Origin of the sequence: Cellulomonas humilata (genome assembly GCF_013359775.1) — a bacterium.
Lineage (GTDB): Bacteria > Actinomycetota > Actinomycetes > Actinomycetales > Cellulomonadaceae > Cellulomonas > Cellulomonas humilata.
In genome coordinates, this window is sequence record NZ_JABMCI010000068.1 from 68,445 (window position 1) to 87,380 (window position 18,936).

18 protein-coding genes are annotated in these 18,936 nt (G+C 72.8%); 15 read left to right on the top strand and 3 right to left on the bottom strand.

The genetic code is table 11. The features are described from left to right. Positions 1–27: 27 nt before the first annotated feature. Positions 28–921 carry a DUF72 domain-containing protein gene (locus tag HP550_RS15305; RefSeq protein WP_175348548.1) on the top strand — a complete coding sequence of 298 codons (894 nt, stop codon included), beginning with the start codon at positions 28–30 and terminating at the stop codon, positions 919–921. A gap of 73 nt (positions 922–994) precedes the next feature. Here the strand turns inward: HP550_RS15305 and HP550_RS15310 are convergent, their stop codons facing one another. After that, a complete protein-coding gene (locus tag HP550_RS15310) occupies positions 995–1,363 on the bottom strand; it encodes a S4 domain-containing protein (protein ID WP_175348549.1) in 369 nt (122 codons plus the stop codon). A gap of 192 nt (positions 1,364–1,555) precedes the next feature. On the opposite strand from HP550_RS15310, the gene HP550_RS15315 reads away from it, so the two are divergent. Both HP550_RS15315 and HP550_RS15320 read left to right on the top strand, forming a co-directional pair. After that, a complete protein-coding gene (locus HP550_RS15315; RefSeq protein ID WP_175348550.1) occupies positions 1,556–2,656 on the top strand; it encodes a GDSL-type esterase/lipase family protein in 1,101 nt (366 codons plus the stop codon). Between the two features lie 31 nt (positions 2,657–2,687). Beyond that, on the top strand, positions 2,688–3,920 hold the full coding sequence (locus tag HP550_RS15320; RefSeq protein WP_175348551.1) for an amidohydrolase: 1,233 nt from the start codon (positions 2,688–2,690) through the stop codon (positions 3,918–3,920). Positions 3,921–4,035: 115 nt separating this feature from the next. Here the strand turns inward: HP550_RS15320 and pgi are convergent, their stop codons facing one another. Continuing rightward, on the bottom strand, positions 4,036–5,706 hold the full coding sequence (gene pgi, locus HP550_RS15325) for a glucose-6-phosphate isomerase (RefSeq protein WP_175348552.1): 1,671 nt from the start codon (positions 5,704–5,706) through the stop codon (positions 4,036–4,038). A 126-nt stretch (positions 5,707–5,832) separates the two neighbouring features. Here pgi and HP550_RS15330 point away from each other — a divergent pair, with 126 nt between their 5' ends. The 4 genes from HP550_RS15330 to HP550_RS15345 are packed head-to-tail and all read left to right on the top strand — an operon-like array spanning position 5,833 to position 8,914. Next, positions 5,833–6,192: a hypothetical protein gene (locus HP550_RS15330; RefSeq protein WP_343048205.1), complete on the top strand. Its 360-nt coding sequence runs from the start codon at positions 5,833–5,835 to the stop codon at positions 6,190–6,192. Beyond that, positions 6,189–7,097: a PfkB family carbohydrate kinase gene (locus HP550_RS15335; RefSeq protein ID WP_175348553.1), complete on the top strand. Its 909-nt coding sequence runs from the start codon at positions 6,189–6,191 to the stop codon at positions 7,095–7,097. Before HP550_RS15330 ends, HP550_RS15335 begins: the two co-directional genes overlap by 4 nt. A 27-nt stretch (positions 7,098–7,124) precedes the next feature. Further along, complete coding sequence (locus tag HP550_RS15340; protein WP_175348554.1) at positions 7,125–8,264, top strand: sensor histidine kinase; 1,140 nt, start codon at positions 7,125–7,127, stop codon at positions 8,262–8,264. Continuing rightward, positions 8,261–8,914, top strand: a complete 654-nt coding sequence (locus tag HP550_RS15345; RefSeq protein ID WP_175348555.1) for a response regulator — start codon at positions 8,261–8,263, stop codon at positions 8,912–8,914. The genes HP550_RS15340 and HP550_RS15345 overlap by 4 nt, the downstream gene beginning before the upstream one ends. Here HP550_RS15345 and HP550_RS15350 read toward each other — a convergent pair. Beyond that, a complete protein-coding gene (locus HP550_RS15350; protein ID WP_175348556.1) occupies positions 8,890–9,942 on the bottom strand; it encodes an LLM class flavin-dependent oxidoreductase in 1,053 nt (350 codons plus the stop codon). The two genes, HP550_RS15345 and HP550_RS15350, sit on opposite strands and share 25 nt — an antisense overlap. A 173-nt stretch (positions 9,943–10,115) precedes the next feature. On the opposite strand from HP550_RS15350, the gene HP550_RS15355 reads away from it, so the two are divergent. The 8 genes from HP550_RS15355 (at position 10,116) to HP550_RS15390 (ending at position 18,707) form a co-directional block, all read left to right on the top strand. After that, complete coding sequence (locus HP550_RS15355; protein ID WP_175348557.1) at positions 10,116–11,291, top strand: ROK family protein; 1,176 nt, start codon at positions 10,116–10,118, stop codon at positions 11,289–11,291. 86 nt (positions 11,292–11,377) lie between these two features. Continuing rightward, positions 11,378–12,703 (top strand): extracellular solute-binding protein, encoded by a 1,326-nt coding sequence (locus tag HP550_RS15360; RefSeq protein WP_175348558.1) that lies wholly within the window; start codon positions 11,378–11,380, stop codon positions 12,701–12,703. Between the two features lie 122 nt (positions 12,704–12,825). Then, entirely contained in the window at positions 12,826–13,767 is a 942-nt protein-coding gene (locus HP550_RS15365) for a carbohydrate ABC transporter permease (protein ID WP_175348559.1), read from the top strand. Then, on the top strand, positions 13,764–14,675 hold the full coding sequence (locus HP550_RS15370) for a carbohydrate ABC transporter permease (RefSeq protein WP_175348560.1): 912 nt from the start codon (positions 13,764–13,766) through the stop codon (positions 14,673–14,675). The genes HP550_RS15365 and HP550_RS15370 overlap by 4 nt, the downstream gene beginning before the upstream one ends. 1 nt (position 14,676) lies before the next feature. After that, positions 14,677–15,675, top strand: a complete 999-nt coding sequence (locus tag HP550_RS15375) for an ROK family protein (protein WP_343048206.1) — start codon at positions 14,677–14,679, stop codon at positions 15,673–15,675. Then, the gene (gene nagB, locus HP550_RS15380) at positions 15,675–16,457 is read left to right on the top strand and encodes a glucosamine-6-phosphate deaminase (protein WP_175348561.1); all 783 of its coding nucleotides are present in this window, start codon (positions 15,675–15,677) and stop codon (positions 16,455–16,457) included. Before HP550_RS15375 ends, nagB begins: the two co-directional genes overlap by 1 nt. A gap of 61 nt (positions 16,458–16,518) precedes the next feature. Beyond that, complete coding sequence (locus HP550_RS15385; protein WP_175348562.1) at positions 16,519–16,893, top strand: DUF3039 domain-containing protein; 375 nt, start codon at positions 16,519–16,521, stop codon at positions 16,891–16,893. Next, positions 16,890–18,707, top strand: a complete 1,818-nt coding sequence (locus tag HP550_RS15390; protein WP_175348563.1) for a DEAD/DEAH box helicase family protein — start codon at positions 16,890–16,892, stop codon at positions 18,705–18,707. The genes HP550_RS15385 and HP550_RS15390 overlap by 4 nt, the downstream gene beginning before the upstream one ends. Positions 18,708–18,936: the final 229 nt, after the last annotated feature.

The following is an 18,936-nucleotide window of genomic DNA, read 5'->3' on the forward strand; positions in this document are numbered from 1 at the left end:
CGCCGCGCCGACGACAGACTGGGCGCCATGACCATCCGCACCGGCGTCTCCGGCTGGCGCTACCCGCCGTGGCGTAAGCAGTTCTATCCGGCGGCGCTGCCGCAGCGGCGCGAGCTCGAGTACGCGTCCCGGCAGCTCTCGTCCATCGAGATCAACGGGTCGTTCTACGCGCTCCAGCGCCCGGAGCACTATGCGAGCTGGGCCGCCGAGACGCCGGCGGACTTCGTGTTCTCCGTCAAGGGTCCGCGGTTCGTCACGCACCTGAAGAAGCTGGCGGACGTCCGCGTGCCGGTGGCGAACTTCCTGGCCAGCGGCGTGCTCGCGCTCGGGCCGAAGCTGGGGCCGATCCTGTGGCAGCTGCCACCGAACCTCGGCTTCGACGCCGCGCGGCTCGCCGCGTTCTTCGAGCTCCTGCCGCGCAGCACGGCGGCCGCGGCGCAGCTGGGCACCGAGCACGACGAGCGCCTGGACGGCCGCGCCTGGACGACGACCGACGCCGACCGCCCCTTGCGGCACGTGCTGGAGGTCCGGCACGCGACGTTCGAGACGCCGGCGTTCGTCGAGCTGCTCCGGGAGCACGGCATCGGGCTGGTGGTCGCGGACGCCGCCGGTCGGTGGCCGGTGATCGAGGACGTCACGGCCGACCTGGTGTACGTCCGGCTGCACGGCGAGACCGAGCTCTACGCCAGCGGGTACGACGACGACGCGCTCGACCGCTGGGCGGCGAAGATCCGCGCGTGGGCGGCGGGGGGCGAACCCGCCGGAGCGCGCACGCTCTCCGTGCCGGCCGCACCCGCCGACGGTCGGGACGTGTTCGTCTACTTCGACAACGACCTCAAGGTCCGGGCGCCGTTCGACTCGATGGCGCTCGCGGCGAGGCTCGGGATCACGCCGGCCGCCGGGGCCCCCGCGAGGTCGTGAGTTCGCGTCGAGATCGTGCGTTGCAGCTCACGATCTCGACGCGAAGTCACGATCTCGGCGACGCCAGTCGGGCTCAGTGACCGCGCAGGCGCTGGATCAGGCGGCGGTCGCGCTTGGTGGGGCGGCCGGCGCCGCGGTCGCGCTCGCCGGCGACCACGTGCTCCTTGGGCAGCGGCGCGGGGGAGCGGTCCAGGTAGCAGGCGACCGCCACCGGGGCACCGACACGCTTGATCACGGTGCGCTGCACGACGACGATCCGCTCGCGCTCGCCGCCGCGCACGTGCACCTCGTCGCCGGGGACCACCATGGTCGCGGGCTTCGCGCGGTCGCCGTTGACCCGCACGTGGCCCGCCTTGCACGCGGCCGCGGCGGCCGACCGGGTCGGGAACAACCGCACCGCCCAGGTCCACGCGTCCACGCGCGCCCGCGTCACCTCGCCCACCGGACGAGCCTCTCACGGGCGGTCGGCCGACCCCGCGGAGGGGCATGGACGCGTTCGTCGAACCGGTTCCGCGGCGAAACGATTCGCCGCCCTGCGCCCACCCCGCGCGACCACCACCCTGCGAGGAGGCGGGCGCCTGCCCGCCCCGGACCGACCCTGCGGGGCCGGGTGCGGACGCAGACGGAGGACCCGATGACGACCACGTTCCTGCGCAGACTGGCCGGCGCGATCGCGGCCCTCGCACTCCTGGTGACGGGGGCGTTGGCCCTCGCCGGTCCGACGGTCGCGGCCGACCCCGTCCGGATCATGACGCTCGGGGACTCGATCACCGGGTCGCCCGGCTGCTGGCGGGCGCTGCTGTGGCAGAAGCTCCAGCAGACCGGGTACACCAGCATCGACATGGTCGGCACGCTCCCGGCGCAGGGCTGCGGGATCACCTACGACGGCGACAACGAGGGCCACGGCGGCTTCCTGGTGACCAGTGTCGCGTCGTCGAACCAGCTGGTCGGCTGGCTGTCCGCCACGCACCCGGACGTCGTCGTCATGCACTTCGCCACCAACGACGTGTGGAGCAACAAGAGCCCGCAGGAGATCCTCGCGGCCTGGACCACGCTGGTGCAGCAGATGCGCGCCAGCAAGCCGACCATGAAGATCCTGGTCGCGCAGATCATCCCCGTGGCGCCGCCGAGCTGCGCCGACTGCCCGCAGCGGACGGTGGCGCTCAACGCGGCGGTCCCGGCGTGGGCCGCGGGCCTGAGCACCGCGGCGTCGCCGATCACCGTGGTGGACCAGTGGACCGGCTGGAACCCCGCGACGGACACGTCCGACGGCGTGCACCCGAACGAGTCCGGCATCGTGAAGCTCGCCGACCGGTGGTACCCCGCGCTCACGGCCGCCCTGAACGGCACGACGCCGACGCCGACGCCGACGCCGACGCCGACGCCGACCGTCACGACGACCCCGACGGTCTCCCCGTCGCCGAGCCCGACCTTCACGATGCCCCCGGCGGGCGGCTGCACGGCCACCTACACGGTGGTCAGCCAGTGGCCGGGCGGGTTCGTCGCCAACCTCCGGGTGGCCAGCCGCCTGCTGCCGATCACGAGCTGGCACGTCACGCTCCAGCTGCCGAGCGGCACGGTCGCCAACGCGTGGAGCTCGCAGCCGACGACCTCGGGCACGACGACGACGTTCGCAAACGCGGCGTGGAACGGCTCGATCCCGGCCGGCGGGTACACGGAGTTCGGCTTCCAGGGAATGGGCAGCCCGACTCCGGCGACGGTCGGCTGCTGGTAGGTCGGCGAGCCCGCCGACATACGGTGGGCCGATGACCCCCACGCCTTCTCTGGTCGTCGCCCTCACCGGTGGCTACGTCGTCCCCGTCGTCTCCGAGCCGATCGAGAAGGGGACCGTCCTGATCGTCGACGGACGGATCACCGCCGTCGGCGCGGACGTCGAGGTGCCCGAGGGCGCCCGGATCATCGACGCGACCGGTCGGTGGGTGCTCCCGGGCTTCGTCGAGTCGCACGGGCACGTCGGCCTGCACGAGGAGGGCGAGGGGTCGGCCGGCAACGACACCAACGAGATGACCACCCCCAACGCGGCGGCGGTCCGGGCCATCGACGCGATCAACATCGAGGACGAGGGCTTCCGCGACGCGCTGAGCGGCGGGGTGACGTCCGTCGTCGTGAAGCCCGGGTCCGGCAACCCGATCGGCGGGCAGTCCGTCGCGCTCAAGACGTGGGGCGGGCGGACGGTGGACGAGCAGGTGATCTCCGACGCGGTGAGCGTGAAGTCCGCGCTGGGGGAGAACCCGAAGCGCGTGTACGGGGAGCGCAAGCAGACCCCGTCGACCCGGCTGGGCACCGCGCTGGTGATCCGCGAGGCGTTCACCAAGGCGCTGCACTACCGGGCGGCCCGCGCGGCGGCGGAGACCAAGGGGGAGCCGTTCAAGGCCGACCTGGCGCTGGACACGCTGGTCCGGGTGCTCGACGGCGAGCTGGCCTGGGACCAGCACACCCACCGGCACGACGACATCGCGACGGCCCTGCGGCTGGCCGACGAGTTCGGCTACCGGCTCGTGATCAACCACGGCACCGAGGCGCACAAGATCGCCGACGTCCTCGCGGAGCGCGACATCCCGGTGATCTTCGGCCCGATGTTCACCAGCCGGTCCAAGGTGGAGCTGCGCGACCGCGCCATCGCCAACCTGGCGACGCTGGCCGCCGCCGGGGTGCGCGTCGCGATCACCACCGACCACCCGGTGGTGCCGATCAACTTCCTCATCCACCAGGCGACGCTCGCCGTGAAGGAGGGCCTTCCGCGGCAGACCGCCCTGGAAGCGCTGACGGTGAACCCGGCGACGTTCCTGCGCCTGCACGAGCGCGTCGGCGCGCTGGCGCCCGGGCTCGACGGGGACGTCGTCGTGTGGTCCGGCGACCCGCTCGACGTGGCCTCCCGCGCCGAGCACGTGCTCATCGACGGCCGCACGGTCTACACGTGGGACGTCGAGGCGGGCCACGGGGTGGTCGTGGAGCGGGCGACACGCTTCGCGTCGTGACCCGGCTCTCGCGTGAAGACTTCATCGCACGCAGCGCAACGAAGTCTTCACGCGAGCTGGCGCGGACAGCGCCGCCGAGGCCGTGCCGCGTGGTGCGGGCTCGGCGACGCCCCCGTCAGGCGCGCAGCTCCAGGTACTTGCTGATCAGCGCGTGGGTCGACGGGTCCTGCGCCGCCAGCGCCGCGGCGTCGCCCTGGACCGCCGGGGCGATCTCGAGCGCGAGCTTCTTGCCCAGCTCGACGCCCCACTGGTCGAAGGAGTCGATGCCCCACACGACGCCCTGCACGAACGTGATGTGCTCGTAGAGCGCGATGAGCTGGCCCAGCACGCTCGGGGTGAGGGACGCGGCGAGGATCGAGGTCGTCGGGCGGTTCCCGGAGAACACCCGGGCGGCGACGATGTCCTCGGCGGTCCCCTCCGCGCGGACCTCCTCCGCGGTCTTGCCGAACGCCAGCGCCTTGGTCTGCGCGAAGAAGTTGGCCAGGAACAGCCCGTGCACGTCCACGCCGCCGTCGGTCAGCGGGTGCGCCGGGTTGGCGACCGCGATGAAGTCCGCGGGGATGAGCCGCGTGCCCTGGTGGATCAGCTGGTAGAACGCGTGCTGGCCGTTGGTGCCGGGCTCGCCCCAGAACACCTCGCCGGTCTGCGTGGTGACGGGGGTGCCGTCCCAGCGGACCGACTTGCCGTTGGACTCCATGGTCAGCTGCTGCAGGTACGCCGCGAACCGGTGCAGGTACTGCGCGTACGGCAGGACCGCGTGCGTGTGCGCGCCCAGGAAGTTGACGTACCAGACGTTCAGCAGGCCCATGAGGACGGGCACGTTCTGCGCGAACGGGGTCGTCGCCACGTGCTCGTCGACCGCGTGGAAGCCGGCCAGGAACTCGCGGAACGCGTCGGGACCGACCGCGATGGCCAGCGAGGTGCCGATCGTCGAGTCGACGGAGTAGCGGCCGCCCACCCAGTCCCAGAACCCGAACGCGTTGGTGGGGTCGATGCCGAACGCGGCGACCTTGTCGAGCGCCGTGGAGACCGCGACGAAGTGCTTGGCGACGGCGGCGTTGCGCGACTCGTCGTCGTCGGCGGTGCCCAGCTGCTCCCAGAGCCAGGTGCGGGCCAGGCGCGCGTTGGTGAGCGTCTCCAGGGTGCCGAACGTCTTGGACGCGACGATGAACAGCGTCGTCGTCGGGTCGAGGCCCGTGACGGTCTCCGCGAGGTCGCTGGGGTCGATGTTGGAGACGAACCGCACCTCGAGGCCGTCCTGCACGTACGGCTTGAGCGCCTCGTACGCCATGACCGGGCCGAGGTCGGAGCCGCCGATGCCGATGTTGACGACGGTCCGCACCCGCGCACCGGTGACGCCGGTCCACTCGCCTGAGCGCACCTTGTCGGCGAACGCGAACATCTTGGTCAGCTCGGCCTGCACGTCGGTGTCGATGTCCTGCCCGTCGACCACCAGCGGCGGCTGCGCGCCCGCGGGACGACGCAGGGCGGTGTGCAGGACCGCGCGGTCCTCCGTGACGTTGATGTGGTCGCCGCGCAGCTGCGCCTGGAGGTGGGCGGCGAGCCCGACCTCGTCGGCCAGCTGCGTGAGCAGCGCGATCGTCTCGTCGGTGACCAGGTTCTTGGACAGGTCGACGGTGAGGTCCGCCAGCGGGAGGGTGAGGCGCGTGGCGCGCTCGGGGTCCGCGGCGAACCAGCCGCGCAGGTCGGGCGTCAGCGTCGACTCGTGGACGGAGAGCTCCTGCCAGGCGGCGGTGGTGGTGGCGTCGATGGGCGGGGTGGGCACGGCGGGCTCCTGGGGTCAACGAGGGGGATCGCGGTCGATGCGCTCCCCACCACCGTAGGGGGCGTTCGGGACAGGGTGCACGGGACGTCCGTCCGGGGCGACGCCTGCCCCGAATAGGGTGTCGACGTGCCGACCGAGCCCCGCACCGCACCCGTCCGAGAGCGTGTCCGACCCCGGGGGCCGATCCCCGCGATCCCGACCGCCGCCCTCGCCGCGGGCACCCTCGTGATGGCCTTCGCGGTCGCGCAGCTGTCCGACGTCCGGGCGCTCGGCGGCGCGCTCCTGGTCGCCGGGGTCGCCTGGTGCGTCTGGCGGTCGGTGCGCGCTGCCGGGTGGCTCAGGGTCGCGGCCGTGGTGCTGGTGGGCGCGGTCTGCTTCGTCGGCGCGCACCTGCTCAGCCCGGTGCTCGGTCCGTGGCCCGCGGTGCTCCTGGCGGCGCTGGTGCTCGGCGTCGTCGCGTGGGTGCTCACCGACACCCGGTCATGACGACCCCACCACGCCTGGTGTGCTGCGGGCTGGCGACGCTCGACGTCGTGCAGGTGGTCGACCACGTGCCCGCTCCGGACGAGAAGCTGGTGGCCGACGATCTGGCCGTGTCGTTCGGGGGACCCGCGGCGAACGCGGCCGCGACCGCCGTCGCGCTCGGCGTCCCCACCGTCCTGGTGACCGCGCTCGGCACCGGCCCGGTGGCCGACCTGGTGCGCGCGGGGCTCGTCGCCGCGGGAGTCGAGGTGGTCGACCTCCTCGCCGGGCGCCCCGGGTCCCCCGCCGTGTCCACCGTGCTGGTCACGCGGTCCACGGGAGAGCGGGCGGTCGTCTCCGTGAACGCCACCGGGACCAGCGACCTGGCGGAGGCGGCCGACGCAGCCGTCGAGAGCGTGCTCGCACCCGCGACGGCCGTGCTCGTCGACGGGCACCACCTGGGCGCCGCGCGGGTGGTCGCGGCTGCGGCGCGCAGCCGAGGGCTCCCCGTCCTGCTCGACGGGGGCAGCTGGAAGCCGGGGCTGGGGGCGCTGCTGGCGGACGTCGACCACGCGGTCCTGTCGGCCGACTTCGCGCTGCCGGGCGCGCCCGACGACGTCCTCGGCGCGGTCGCGCAGCTCGGTCCGCGGTTCGTCGCGCAGTCGGCGGGCGGCGGTCCGGTCCGCATCCTCACGATCGGTCCGGACGGCACTCGGACGTCGTCGCTGGTGCGTCCGCCCGACGTGCCCACGTCGGAGGTCATCGACACGCTCGGGGCCGGCGACGTGCTGCACGGAGCGGCGGCGGCGGCCCTCGCCCGGGGCGTGGACGCAGGCCCCGCGCTGGCCGAGGGGGTGCTGCGCGCCAGCGAGTCCGTGCGACACCGCGGTGCGCTCGGCTGGACCTCGACCGTTCGGCCGAGCCGCTGAGCAGCACGGATCCCTAGGCTGCGAGACATGATCTCGTTCCTCCGTCCCCTGTGGACGGCACCCCGAGCGCCCGGCGCGCCCGAGCGGGTGTGGCGGGACTGGGTGCTCGTCGGTCTGCTCGCGCCGACCGCCGTCCTGGAGGGCGTCCTCCGTCCGGACGTCACGTGGAGACCCGTCACCCTGGCGCTCGCGCTGCTCGTCGTCGGGTCCCTGCTGTGGCGGCGGACGCACCCGCTGGCCGTGGTGGCCGGCGTGTTCGGCGCGTTGACGCTGGTCGACGTCGCGGCGCTGGTCGCCGGGGCGGGCGAGGTCGCGCTGTACACCTCGGCGTGCGTCCTCGTCCTGCCGTACGCGCTGTGCCGCTGGGGGAGTGGTCGCGAGATCGTGCTCGGGCTGCCGCTCGTCGCGCTCAGCGCGGCGCTCGGCGTCGCCAGCACCTACACGGTCGTGCCCGACGCGGTCATCGAGGTCCTGTTCGTCCTGTCGCCCGCGGCCATCGGCGCCGGGGTGCGGGCCGGAGCCGGCTCCCGGCTGCGGGAGCGGGACCAGGTGCGGGTGCGGGAGCGCGAGCAGCTGGCGCGGGAGCTGCACGACACCGTGGCGCACCACGTCTCGGCGATCGCGGTGCGCGCCCAGGCAGGCCGGGTGGTGGCTGCGCTCGATCCCGCCGCGGCCGTGGACGCGCTCCGAGTCATCGAGTCCGAGGCGTCCCGCGCCCTCACGGAGATGCGCCTCATGGTCGGTGCGCTGCGCGACGACGGTGCCGCCGACCTGGCGCCGCAGCGCGGGGTGGCCGACATCGAGCGGCTGGCCCGTGCCGTGAGCGGCCCGCCACGCGTCGAGGTCGAGCTCTCCGGCGACCTGGACGACCTGCGGCCCGCGGTCGGCGCCGCTCTCTACCGGCTCGCGCAGGAGTCGGTCACCAACGCGGTTCGGCACGCCCGGCACGCCTCGCGGGTCACCGTGCGGGTGGCAGCCGACGACGAGCGCGTGCGCCTGACGGTCGCGGACGACGGCGAGCTCCAGGGCCGTGGCGGGACCGGGTACGGGATCGTCGGCATGACCGAGCGCGCCACGCTCCTGGGCGGCACGCTCGACGCCGGGCCCGGTCCGGAGCGCGGCTGGACGGTGGCCGCCGTGCTGCCGAGGGCCGGGGCAGCCGCGTGAACGTCCGGGTGGTCGTCGCGGACGACCAGGAGATCGTCCGCACCGGGCTGGCGATGATCCTCGACGCGCAGCCCGGCATCGAGGTGGTGGGTCAGGCCGCCGACGGCCGCCAGGCGGTCGCGCTGGCCCGCCGGCTGCGCCCGGACGTGTGCCTGTTCGACATCCGGATGCCGGAGATGGACGGCATCGAGGCCACCCGGCTGCTCGCCGGACCCGACGTCGCGGACCCGCTCGCGGTCGTCGTGATCACGACGTTCGACCTCGACGAGTACGTGCACGGGGCGCTCAAGGCCGGAGCCCGCGGCTTCCTGCTCAAGGACGCCGGGCCGGAGCTGCTGGTCCAGGCCGTGCACGCGGCGGCCGCCGGGGACGCGCTCATCGCGCCGAACGTGACGGTGCGGCTGCTCGCCACGTTCGCGGCCTCCGGGTCCCGCAGCCGGGTGGCGCAGCCCTTCGTCCCGCTGACCGCCCGCGAGGAGGAGGTGCTGGTCACCGTCGCGCGCGGACGGACGAACGCCGAGATCGCCGACGAGCTGCACATCAGCCTGAGCACCGTGAAGACCCACCTCGGCAGCCTGATGGACAAGCTCGCTGCCCGGAACCGCGTCGAGCTGGCGATGTGGGCCTACGAGTCGGGCCGGATGGACTGACCCAGGGCCTCGCGGACGAGGGGGGCGACCTGCGTGCCCAGGAGCTCGATCGAGCGCAGCGACTCCTTCTGCGGCACCCCGGACAGGTCCATCTGGAACGCCTGCCGGTCGTGGTGCAGCACGCCGTGCAGGGCGACGATCCGCTCGGCGATCTGCTCGGGCTCGCCAATGAAGTAGGCGCCGCCGCGCGCCGCCTGGGACTCGTACGAGATCCGGTTGGGCATCGGGAACCCGCGTTCCGACGAGATCCGGCGCATGGACTCCAGCCAGTACGGGTAGAAGTAGTCGCGCGCCGCCTTCGGGTCGTCGGCGACGAACCCCATCCCGGCCACGGACACGAACCGCGCCGACTCGTCGTGCCCGGACTGCTCGTGCGCGCGCCGGTACAGGTCCACCAGCGGCGCGAACGAGGCGGGCTGCCCGCCGATGATCGCGTAGCTGATGGGCAGCCCGAGCACCCCCGCGCGGACCGACGACTGCGGGTTGCCGCCGGTCGCGACGGCGATGCGCAGGTGCTCGCCGAAGGGGCGGGGGAGCACCAGAGCGTCGGCGAGGGCCGGCCGGAACCGCCCCTGCCACGTGATGCGCTCGTCCTCGTCGAGCTTCAGGAGCAGCTGGATCTTCTCGTCGTAGAGCGCGTCGTAGTCGTCGAGCGAGGCCCCGAACAGCGGGTAGGACTCGATGAACGAACCGCGCCCGGCGAGCAGCTCGACGCGGCCCTCGGACAGCAGGTCCATGGTCGTGAACTGCTGGTAGACCCGCACGGGATCCTCGGTGGAGAGCACGGTGACCGCGCTGCCGACGGTGATCCGCGAGGTCTGGGCCAGGGCCGCCGCGATGACCGTGGACGGCGACGAGATGGCGTAGTCGGGCCGGTGGTGCTCGCCGATGCCGACGTAGTCCAGGCCCACCTCCTCGGCCAGCCGCACCCGCTCGAGCACCTCCCGGATCCGCTGACCGGGGGAGACCTTCGCCCCGCTGACGGGGTCGGGGTGGACGTCACCGAACGTGTACAGGCCGAGTTCCATGTCTGTGCGAACGCATCGACCTCGTCGGCTGTTCCGCGCGTTCCTGCAGGTCACGTTGAATCGTTTCCGCGTTCGTCATCCCATGAGTCAGGCCGGTGAACGTCCGGTCACGATGTGGTCACGGTCACAACGGAGGGTTGACTCTGATTTGTAAGGAAGGTCTACTAACAAACGTGACAGCGACCACGCAGCCCCTCGCGGCAGCCCACGGAGTCGGTCGGGCCCTGCGCCCGACGGGCAAGGTGCTGCCCGAGCACGCTCGCGCGCACAACCGGTCGCTGGTGCTCGCGCACCTCTTCCACATCGGCCCGGCGTCCCGCGCGGACATCGCACGCAGCACGGGGCTGACGCGCGTCACGGTGTCGGGGATGGTGGCCGCGCTGATCGCCGAGGGGCTGGTCGAGGAGCTGGGCGTCCGCGTCGAGGGGAAGGTCGGCAAGCCGGCCACGCTCGTCGGGATGCGGACCGAGGCGTTCCAGATCGTCGCGGTCGACCTCACGGACGACACGCACCTGCTCGGCGCGGTGCTGACGCTCGTCGGCGCGGTCGTCGTCCGCCGCTCGGTCGCGCTCGAGGGTCGGACGGGGCAGCCCGCGGCGGACCTGCTGGAGAGCCTCTGCCAGGAGCTGCTGGCGGCCGCGACGCGCCCGGTCATCGGCGTCGGCATCGCCTCCCCGGGCGTCATCGACCTCGACGGCAGGGTCGTGCAGGCGCCGAACCGTGGCTGGTACGACCTGCCGCTGGCGGCCAACCTCACCGAGAGCCTCGGCGTGCCGGTGCACGTGGCCAACGACGCCAACACCCGCGCGCTCGGCGAGTTCACCTACGGCTCCGCGGCCGGGTCGGGCTGCATGGTCCTCACCATCGGCGAGGGCGTCGGCGCCGGCATCGTCGTGGACGGTGCGCTCGTGCTCGGCCGGCACCACGCGGCCGGCGAGATCGGGCACGTCACCGTCGTGGACGGCGACGTGCGCGACGAGCCGCCGCTGGACTGTGCGTGCGGCCGCACCGGCTGCCTCGAGACCGTGCTCAGCGTCCCGGCCCTGCGCCGCCGGACCGCCGGCCTCACCCCCGAAGAGTCCGACGCCGCCCTGGCGTCGGTCGGACGGCTGCTGGGCATCGCCCTGGCACCCGTCGTCAGTGCGCTCGACCTCGCGGAGGTCCTGCTCTCCGGCCCCCCGGAGCTGCTGGACGGTCCTCTGCGCGAGTCGGCGCTGGCCACCGTCCGCGCACGCACGATGCCCGTCATCGGGCACGGACTGGCACTGCGGATGGGATCCCTCGACGAGGACGGGGCTCTCGCTGGCGCGGCAGTCCTGGTCCTGTCAGGCCAGCTGGGGGTCTCGTGACGACCCCCAGCCGGCCCACTGCAGGTCGGAAGAACCACCCGGCGGCGCCGTCCGGCGCTCGCCTCGCTCACGGGAGGAACCCCAACGTGAAGATCCTACGTTTCGCGGCCGTCGGCGCGGTGGCCGCGCTCACGCTCACGGCGTGCGGCAACGGCGACGACGCCGCTGACGAGCCCACCGAGGGCGGCACGCCCGAGGCCGCCACGATCAAGCTGTGGCTCAACGGCACGGACACTCCCGACGCCCTGCGTGACTACCTGACGACGACCTTCGAGTCGGAGAACCCGGGCTCCAAGCTCGTCATCGAGGAGCAGGACTGGAGCGGCCTCGTGCCGCGTCTCCAGACCGCGCTCGGCTCGGCCGACCAGACCCCCGACGTCGTGGAGATCGGCAACACGCAGTCGCCGACCTTCACCTACGCCGGCGCGTTCGCCGACATCACGGACATGTACGAGGAGCTCGGCGGCGAGAAGCTGCTCTCGGGCTTCGTCGACGCCGGCAGCGCGGACGGCAAGTTCTACGCTGCCCCGTACTACTCCGGTGCGCGTGCGGTCTTCTACAACAAGGACGCGTTCGCCGCGGCCGGCGTCGAGGTGCCGACCACGCTCGCCGAGTTCACCGAGGCCGCCAAGGCGCTCCAGTCGGACGCCCAGTCCGGCTTCTGGTTCCCCGGCCAGGACTGGTACAACGGCGCCGCGTGGATCTACACCAACGGTGGCGACCTCGCGGTCAAGGACGGCGACGCCTGGAAGGGCGCACTGTCCACGCCGGAGTCGATCAAGGGTCTCGAGGAGGTCCAGGACCTGTTCGCGAACGCGACGAACGCCCCGGCCGACAGCGACTCCAACGAGCCGTGGGTCCCGTTCAACGCCGGCCAGTCGGCCATGTTCTCGGCGCCCACGTGGGCGCGCTGGAGCATCGACCTGCCCGCCTGCAACAAGGCCGTCGACCCGGACGACACGTCCGACGAGGCCAAGGCGCTGCGTGGCGAGCAGCAGGCCTGCAACGAGGAGCACACCGGCGTCTTCCCGCTGCCGGGCATCGACGCGGGCTCCTACGCGAACGGCTTCGCCGGCGGCTCGAACATCGCCGTCGCCGCCAAGTCCAAGCACCCGGAGCTGGCCAAGAGCCTCCTGAAGATCATCTTCACGGAGGAGTTCCAGAACATGCTCGGCGAGAACGGGCTGATCCCCGGCAACACGGCGTACTCCGCCTCGATGGGTGACGACGTGTACGCCCAGGCCGCGGTGGCCGCTGCGCTCAACGCCAAGCTCACGCCGGCGGCCGAGAAGTGGGCCGACGTCGAGGGTGACCGCATCCTGGAGGACTTCTTCCAGAAGCTCGCCACCGGTGCGGACGTCAAGGAGGCTGCTGCCGAGACGGACCAGCTCCTCGAGGACGCGCTGAACTGATCACGGCACCGGCCGGTCGCGTCCCCCGACGCGGCCGGCCGGGACCGGACCAGGTGATCCCGGTGCGGCCGGGCCTGCCCCGCAGGCCGGCCTGGCTGCGCCACCAGACAGGAGCTCTCCCCATGGCAGCCACTGCCCCCGCGCTGGAGCAGGACGACGCAGCCGTCGTCTTCCCGCGCCGCCGCCGTCGCCAGCTCGGCGTGTACGGCCTGCTCGTCCCCGCCGCGATCCTCATGGGTGTCGCGCTCGGCTACCCGCTGGTCCGTCAGTTCGTCATCTCCTTCCAGGAGTACGGCCTGCGCCAGCAGTTCGGCCAGCCCGCCGAGTGGGTGGGCCTGCAGAACTACACCGAGCTGCTGACGGACCCCTACGTGTGGACGGTCATCGGCCGGTCGATCGCGTTCTGCCTGGTCAACGCCGCGGTGACGATGCTCGTCGGTGTCGCGTTCGCGGTGCTCATGTCCCGGATCGGCCGGGCCTCGCGCATCACGCTGCAGGTGGCGCTGCTGCTCGCCTGGGGCACGCCGGTGCTCGCGTCGATGACGGTCTGGCAGTGGCTGTTCGACTCGCAGTACGGCGTCGTCAACTACGTGCTGGCCAACCTGTTCGGGCTCGACGACATGGCCGGCCACTCGTGGATCATCCAGCCGCTGTCGTTCTACTTCGTCGCGACGGTCATCGTCGTGTGGATGTCCGTGCCGTTCGTGGCGTTCTCGGTCTACGCGGGCCTGCTCCAGGTGCCCGAGGAGACCATGGAGGCGGCCCAGCTCGACGGGGCGTCGTCCCGCCAGCGGTTCTGGAACATCACCCTCCCCATGATCCGGCCGGTGCTGTCGATCGTGCTGCTGCTGCAGGTCATCTGGGACTTCAAGGTCTTCACGCAGATCTACGTGCTCCAGCGCGCGGGCGCTCCGACCCGCGAGACCAACCTGCTGGGCACCCTCATCTACTCCTACGCCAGCGAGTTCTCGATGGCCGGCGCGCTGGCCACGATCATGCTGGTGATCACGCTCGCCCTCACCGGGTTCTACATCCGGCAGATGCTGAAGGAGGACGAGCTGTGAGCGCCCTGGCCACACCCGCCCCGCCCACCCTGGACCCCGTGCCGGGCCGTCCGGTGCGCTCCTCGGAGGCCGGACGCGCGCAGTCCCGCGGCGGCCGCCGCGCGCTCGGGGTGCTGGCGGTCGTCCTGTCGATCGCCTGGGTGTTCCCCATCTACTGGATGATCAACAGCGCGTTCCTGCCGCTGAACCGGCTCCAGACGCCGATCCCCACGTTCTTCCCGGTCGAGGGGACGCTGTCCAACTTCCGGCGCGTGCTCGACGACCCGAGCTTCTGGGCGTCGATGCGGGTGTCGCTCGCGGTGGTCGCGATCGTGCTGGTCGCGGCGCTGATCTTCGCGTTCCTGGCGGCCCTGGCGGTCAGCCGGTTCCGGTTCCGCGGCCGCAAGGGCTTCATCCTCACCATCCTCGTCGTGCAGATGATCCCCGCCGAGGGCCTGTTCATCTCGCAGTACCAGATGCTCGACGGCTGGAACCTGGTGAACAAGATCGCCGGCCTGGCCCTCGTCTACACCGCGGCCATCCTGCCGTTCACCATCTGGATGCTTCGCGGGTTCGTGGCCGGCGTGCCCATCGAGCTGGAGGAGGCGGGGATGGTCGACGGCCTGTCGCGCACCGCCGCCTTCTTCCGCATCACGTTCCCGCTGCTTGCCCCCGGGCTGGTCGCCGCCGGCGTGTACGGCTTCCTCCAGGCGTGGAACGAGTACACCCTGGCCCTGGTCGTGATGACCGACCCCGCCCAGCGCACCCTGCCGCTCTGGCTCCAGGGACTCGTCGAGTCCAACCGGGCCACCGACTGGGGCGTGGTCATGGCGGGGTCCACGCTGATCGCGATCCCCGTGATCGTGTTCTTCCTCTTCGTCCAGAACAAGATGACGTCCGGGCTCGTCGCGGGTGCGGTGAAGGGCTGACGTGAGCACGCAGGGGATCCCGACGCCGCCGAGGCGTGCGTCGGACGGGGGCACGCGGCCGTGGTCGGTCGGGCTGGACGTCGGGGGCACCAAGGTGCTCGGTGTCCTGCTCGACGCCGGCGGGGTGGTGCGCCACCAGCTGCGGTCGGCCACCGTCCCCGGGGCGGCCGGTGTGGTCGCCACGGCGGTCGCCGTGGTCGAGGAGCTCGCCGCGGGGGCCGGCATCCCGGTCGCCGAGCTCGCCGGTGTGGGCATCGGACTGCCCGGGGTGGTCGACGCCACCGACGGCACGGTCGAGCACGCGGTCAACCTCGGCATCGAGGAGCGCACCCCGCTCGCGGCGCTGGTCTCCGAGCGGCTCCGGGTGCGCGTCCGCGTGGAGAACGACCTGACGGTCGCGGTGGTCGGTGCGGCCCACACGGTGGACGGCGAGCACGCCTCCACCGACGACGCCGTGGTGCACGACCTGGCGTTCCTGGCGCTCGGCACCGGGCTTGCTGCCGGCCTGCTGCTCGAGGGGCGGCTGCGGCGAGGGTCCACCGGCGGCGCGGGGGAGATCGGGCACCTGACGCTCGTGCCCGACGGGCTGCCGTGCAAGTGCGGCCAGCTGGGCTGCCTCGAGCAGTACGCCTCCGGGTCGGCGCTCGACGCCGCCTGGCCCAGCCGGTACGGGCGTCCCGCACCCGAGGAGCTGTTCGCCGCGGCCGAGGCCGGTGACGCGCGCGCGGTCGAGATCCGCGACCAGTTCGCGTGGGCCGTCGCCGCCGCGGTGCGGATCCTGGTGCTGACCTGCGACGTCGAGCTGGTGGTGATCGGTGGCGGCGTGAGCGCGCTCGGTCAGCCGCTGCTGCGTGCGGTCACCGCCGAGCTGGAGAGGGAGGCGCAGGTGTCGCCGTTCCTCGCCACCATGGGTCTGGCGAAGCGCGTGAGTCTTGCCCCCGCCGACGTTCCCGTCGGCGCGGTCGGTGCGGCCCTGCTGGGCAGAGGGGAGTACGTCTGATGGAGGTCGTCATCGCGCCGGGCTCGGAGCTGGGCCGCCTGGCCGCCTCGGCCATCGAGCAGCTCGTCCGGTCGCAGCCCGACGCGGTGCTGGGGCTCGCGACGGGGTCGAGCCCGCTGGCCGTCTACGACGAGCTGGCCCGCCGGCACACCGAGCGCGGGCTGTCGTTCGCGCGCACCCGGGCGTTCATGCTCGACGAGTACGTCGGCCTCGCCGCGGACCACCCGGAGCGGTACCGGAACGTCATCGAGAAGGACCTGGTGTCCCGGGTGGACTTCGCACCCGGCGCCGTGCGGGGTCCCGACGGCCTGGCCGACGACCTCGTGGCGGCCTGTGCGGACTACGAGGACGCGATCGCGGCCGTGGGCGGCGTCGACCTGCAGATCCTGGGCATCGGCACCGACGGGCACGTCGCGTTCAACGAGCCCGGCTCCTCGCTCGCGTCGCGGACCCGCATCAAGACGCTCACCCGGCAGACGCGCGAGGACAACGCCCGGTTCTTCGGCGGCGACGTCGACCAGGTCCCGCAGCACGTCCTGACCCAGGGGCTGGCGACGATCATGTCCGCACGGCACCTGGTCCTCGTGGCCACCGGCAAGGGCAAGGCCGAGGCCGTGCACCAGCTGGTCGAGGGGCCGGTCAGCGCGATGTGGCCGGCGACGGTGCTCCAGCACCACCCGCACGTGACGGTGCTCGTCGACGACGCCGCCGCGAGCCGCCTCCAGCTGGCCGGCTACTACCGCGAGACGTTCGCCTCCAAGCCGGACTGGCAGGGCCTCTGAGCCCGGTCGCACCCGCGGACGCACCCGGACCGTGTCCGAGCCCCGACGTACACTTCACGCCATGACCGAGCCCCTGCCGCAGCGCACCGGACCCGACGACCCGTTCTCCTCGGACCCGGGCACGTCGACCAGCGTGCTGGAGCGCGAGGAGACCACGGAGCAGGTCGAGCCCGGGGATCACGAGCGGTTCGCGCACTACGTGCGCAAGGAGAAGATCCTCGACTCCGCCCTCAGCGGCAAGCCCGTGATCGCCCTCTGCGGCAAGGTGTGGGTGCCCGGCCGGGACCCGAACAAGTTCCCCGTCTGCCCCGTCTGCAAGGAGATCTACGAAGGTCTCCGGGAGCCGCAGGACGGCGACAAGAACGAGGGCGGCAAGGACTCCGGCGGCGGCCGGAAGTGGGGCTTCGGCCGCAACCCCGGCAGCGGCGGCGCGTGACGGCCGCCCCGCGCCCGTCCTCCCTCCCCTCGACCCACGCGTCCTCGTCGGCGGCGTCCCAGCTGCCGCCGGCGTTCCCCGCGCGTGCGCCGTGGGGGACCGCGGACAAGCTGCGTGCCTGGCAGGCGGAGGCCATCGAGCACTACCGGACGGCCAACCCTCGTGACTTCCTCGCGGTGGCCACGCCCGGCGCCGGCAAGACGACCTTCGCCCTGCGGATCGCCACCGAGCTGCTGGAGGCCAAGCTGGTCCGGCGCGTGACTGTCGTCGCGCCGACGGAGCACCTCAAGCGGCAGTGGGCCGACGCGGCCGCCCGGGTGGGCATCACGCTCGACCCCAACTTCAGCAACGCGCAGGGCCGGCACGGCCACGGGTTCGACGGCGTCGCGGTCACCTACGCCCAGGTGGCCAGCAAGCCCGCGCTGCACGCCGCCCGGACCGCGGCCGCGCCCACCCTGGTCATCCTCGACGAGGTGCACCACGGCGGCGACGCGCTGTCCTGGGGCGACGCGGTGCGTGAGGCCTTCGAGGGCGCCACCCGCCGGCTCGCCCTGACGGGCACCCCGTTCCGCTCCGACACGGCCGCGATCCCGTTCGTGCGCTACGACCGGGGTGGCGACGGCATCCGGCGCAGCGTGGCCGACTACACCTACGGGTACGGCGACGCGCTGCGCGACCACGTGGTGCGGCCGGTGATCTTCCTGTCCTACAGCGGCTCGATGCGGTGGCGCACCAAGGCGGGCGACGAGATCAGCGCCCGGCTGGGGGAGCCGCTCACCAAGGACATCACCGCGCAGGCGTGGCGCACGGCCCTGGACCCGAACGGCGAGTGGATCTCGAGCGTCCTCGCGGCAGCGGACCGTCGCTTGACCGAGGTGCGCCGGGCCATCCCCGACGCCGGCGCCATGGTGATCGCCACGGACCAGACCGACGCCCGCGCCTACGCCGGGCACCTGGCGCGGATCACGGGGAAGTCCCCGACCATCGTGCTCTCGGACGACGACGGCGCCAGCGACCGGATCGACGCCTTCTCCGCGGGCGACTCCCGCTGGCTCGTGGCCGTCCGCATGGTCTCCGAGGGCGTCGACGTGCCCCGGCTGGCCGTCGGCGTCTATGCGACCAGCACCGCGACACCGCTGTTCTTCGCGCAGGCGGTCGGCCGGTTCGTGCGAGCGCGCCGCCGCGGGGAGACGGCCTCGGTGTTCCTGCCGAGCGTCCCGCAGCTGCTGGCGCTGGCCAACACCCTGGAGCTCGAGCGGGACCACGCGCTGGACCGCCCGAAGACGCTCGAGGAGCAGGGGATCGACGTCGGGCTCGACGACGGGCTGCTGGACGAGGCGAACCGGGAGCGCAACGGCGCGGACGAGATCGGTCCGGACGGCAAGCAGGGGGCGTTCGAGGCCCTGGAGGCGCAGGCGTCGTTCGACCGGGTCCTCTTCGACGGCGGCGAGTTCGGCACGGGCGCGGAGATGGGCTCGGACGAGGAGCTGGACTTCCTGGGCCTGCCCGGGCTGCTCGACGTAGACCAGGTCTCGGCGCTCCTGCGCCAGCGGCAGGCGGACCAGATCAGCGGGCGCAAGCGGTCGGCGGCGGCCGACGAGGTCGCGCAGATGGACCACCGCAAGCAGGCGGAGCTGCGCAAGGAGCTGTCCCAGCTGGTGGGGGCGTGGGCGCGCAAGAGCGGGCAGCCGCACGGGTCGGTGCACAACGAGCTGCGGCGTCGGTGCGGTGGGCCGGAGGTCGCCCTGGCGGATCCGGACCAGCTGACGGCGCGGGTCGCGATGGTCCGCGGGTGGTTCGTCGGCAAGCGTTGAGCGGACGCGCGGATGAGCATCGCGCGATTACATCCATCAACGGGTGACTTACAAGGGCCGTCTCACCATGTGGACGGGGCAAATCGGCAGTAAAGACGCAGGTCAGAGCCTTGGACGCGCGACCACATAGCATTTCGGTTCGCCCGCGCAACTTTTCTCTCGACGTGCCGAGTGCGGCCGGGGCTGCCACCGTTGTCCTGTGACCACGGCGCCGGGTACCCCCGGACTG

Excerpts from the sequence above, each read along its gene's own strand:
- HP550_RS15305 (WP_175348548.1), top strand. The coding sequence starts at position 28 with ATGACCATCCGCACCGGCGTCTCCGGCTGGCGCTACCCGCCGTGGCGT.
- HP550_RS15315 (WP_175348550.1), top strand. The coding sequence starts at position 1,556 with ATGACGACCACGTTCCTGCGCAGACTGGCCGGCGCGATCGCGGCCCTC.
- HP550_RS15320 (WP_175348551.1), top strand. The coding sequence starts at position 2,688 with ATGACCCCCACGCCTTCTCTGGTCGTCGCCCTCACCGGTGGCTACGTC.
- HP550_RS15335 (WP_175348553.1), top strand. The coding sequence starts at position 6,189 with ATGACGACCCCACCACGCCTGGTGTGCTGCGGGCTGGCGACGCTCGAC.
- HP550_RS15340 (WP_175348554.1), top strand. The coding sequence starts at position 7,125 with ATGATCTCGTTCCTCCGTCCCCTGTGGACGGCACCCCGAGCGCCCGGC.
- HP550_RS15350 (WP_175348556.1), bottom strand. The coding sequence starts at position 9,942 with ATGGAACTCGGCCTGTACACGTTCGGTGACGTCCACCCCGACCCCGTC.
- HP550_RS15365 (WP_175348559.1), top strand. The coding sequence starts at position 12,826 with ATGGCAGCCACTGCCCCCGCGCTGGAGCAGGACGACGCAGCCGTCGTC.
- nagB (WP_175348561.1), top strand. The coding sequence starts at position 15,675 with ATGGAGGTCGTCATCGCGCCGGGCTCGGAGCTGGGCCGCCTGGCCGCC.
- HP550_RS15385 (WP_175348562.1), top strand. The coding sequence starts at position 16,519 with ATGACCGAGCCCCTGCCGCAGCGCACCGGACCCGACGACCCGTTCTCC.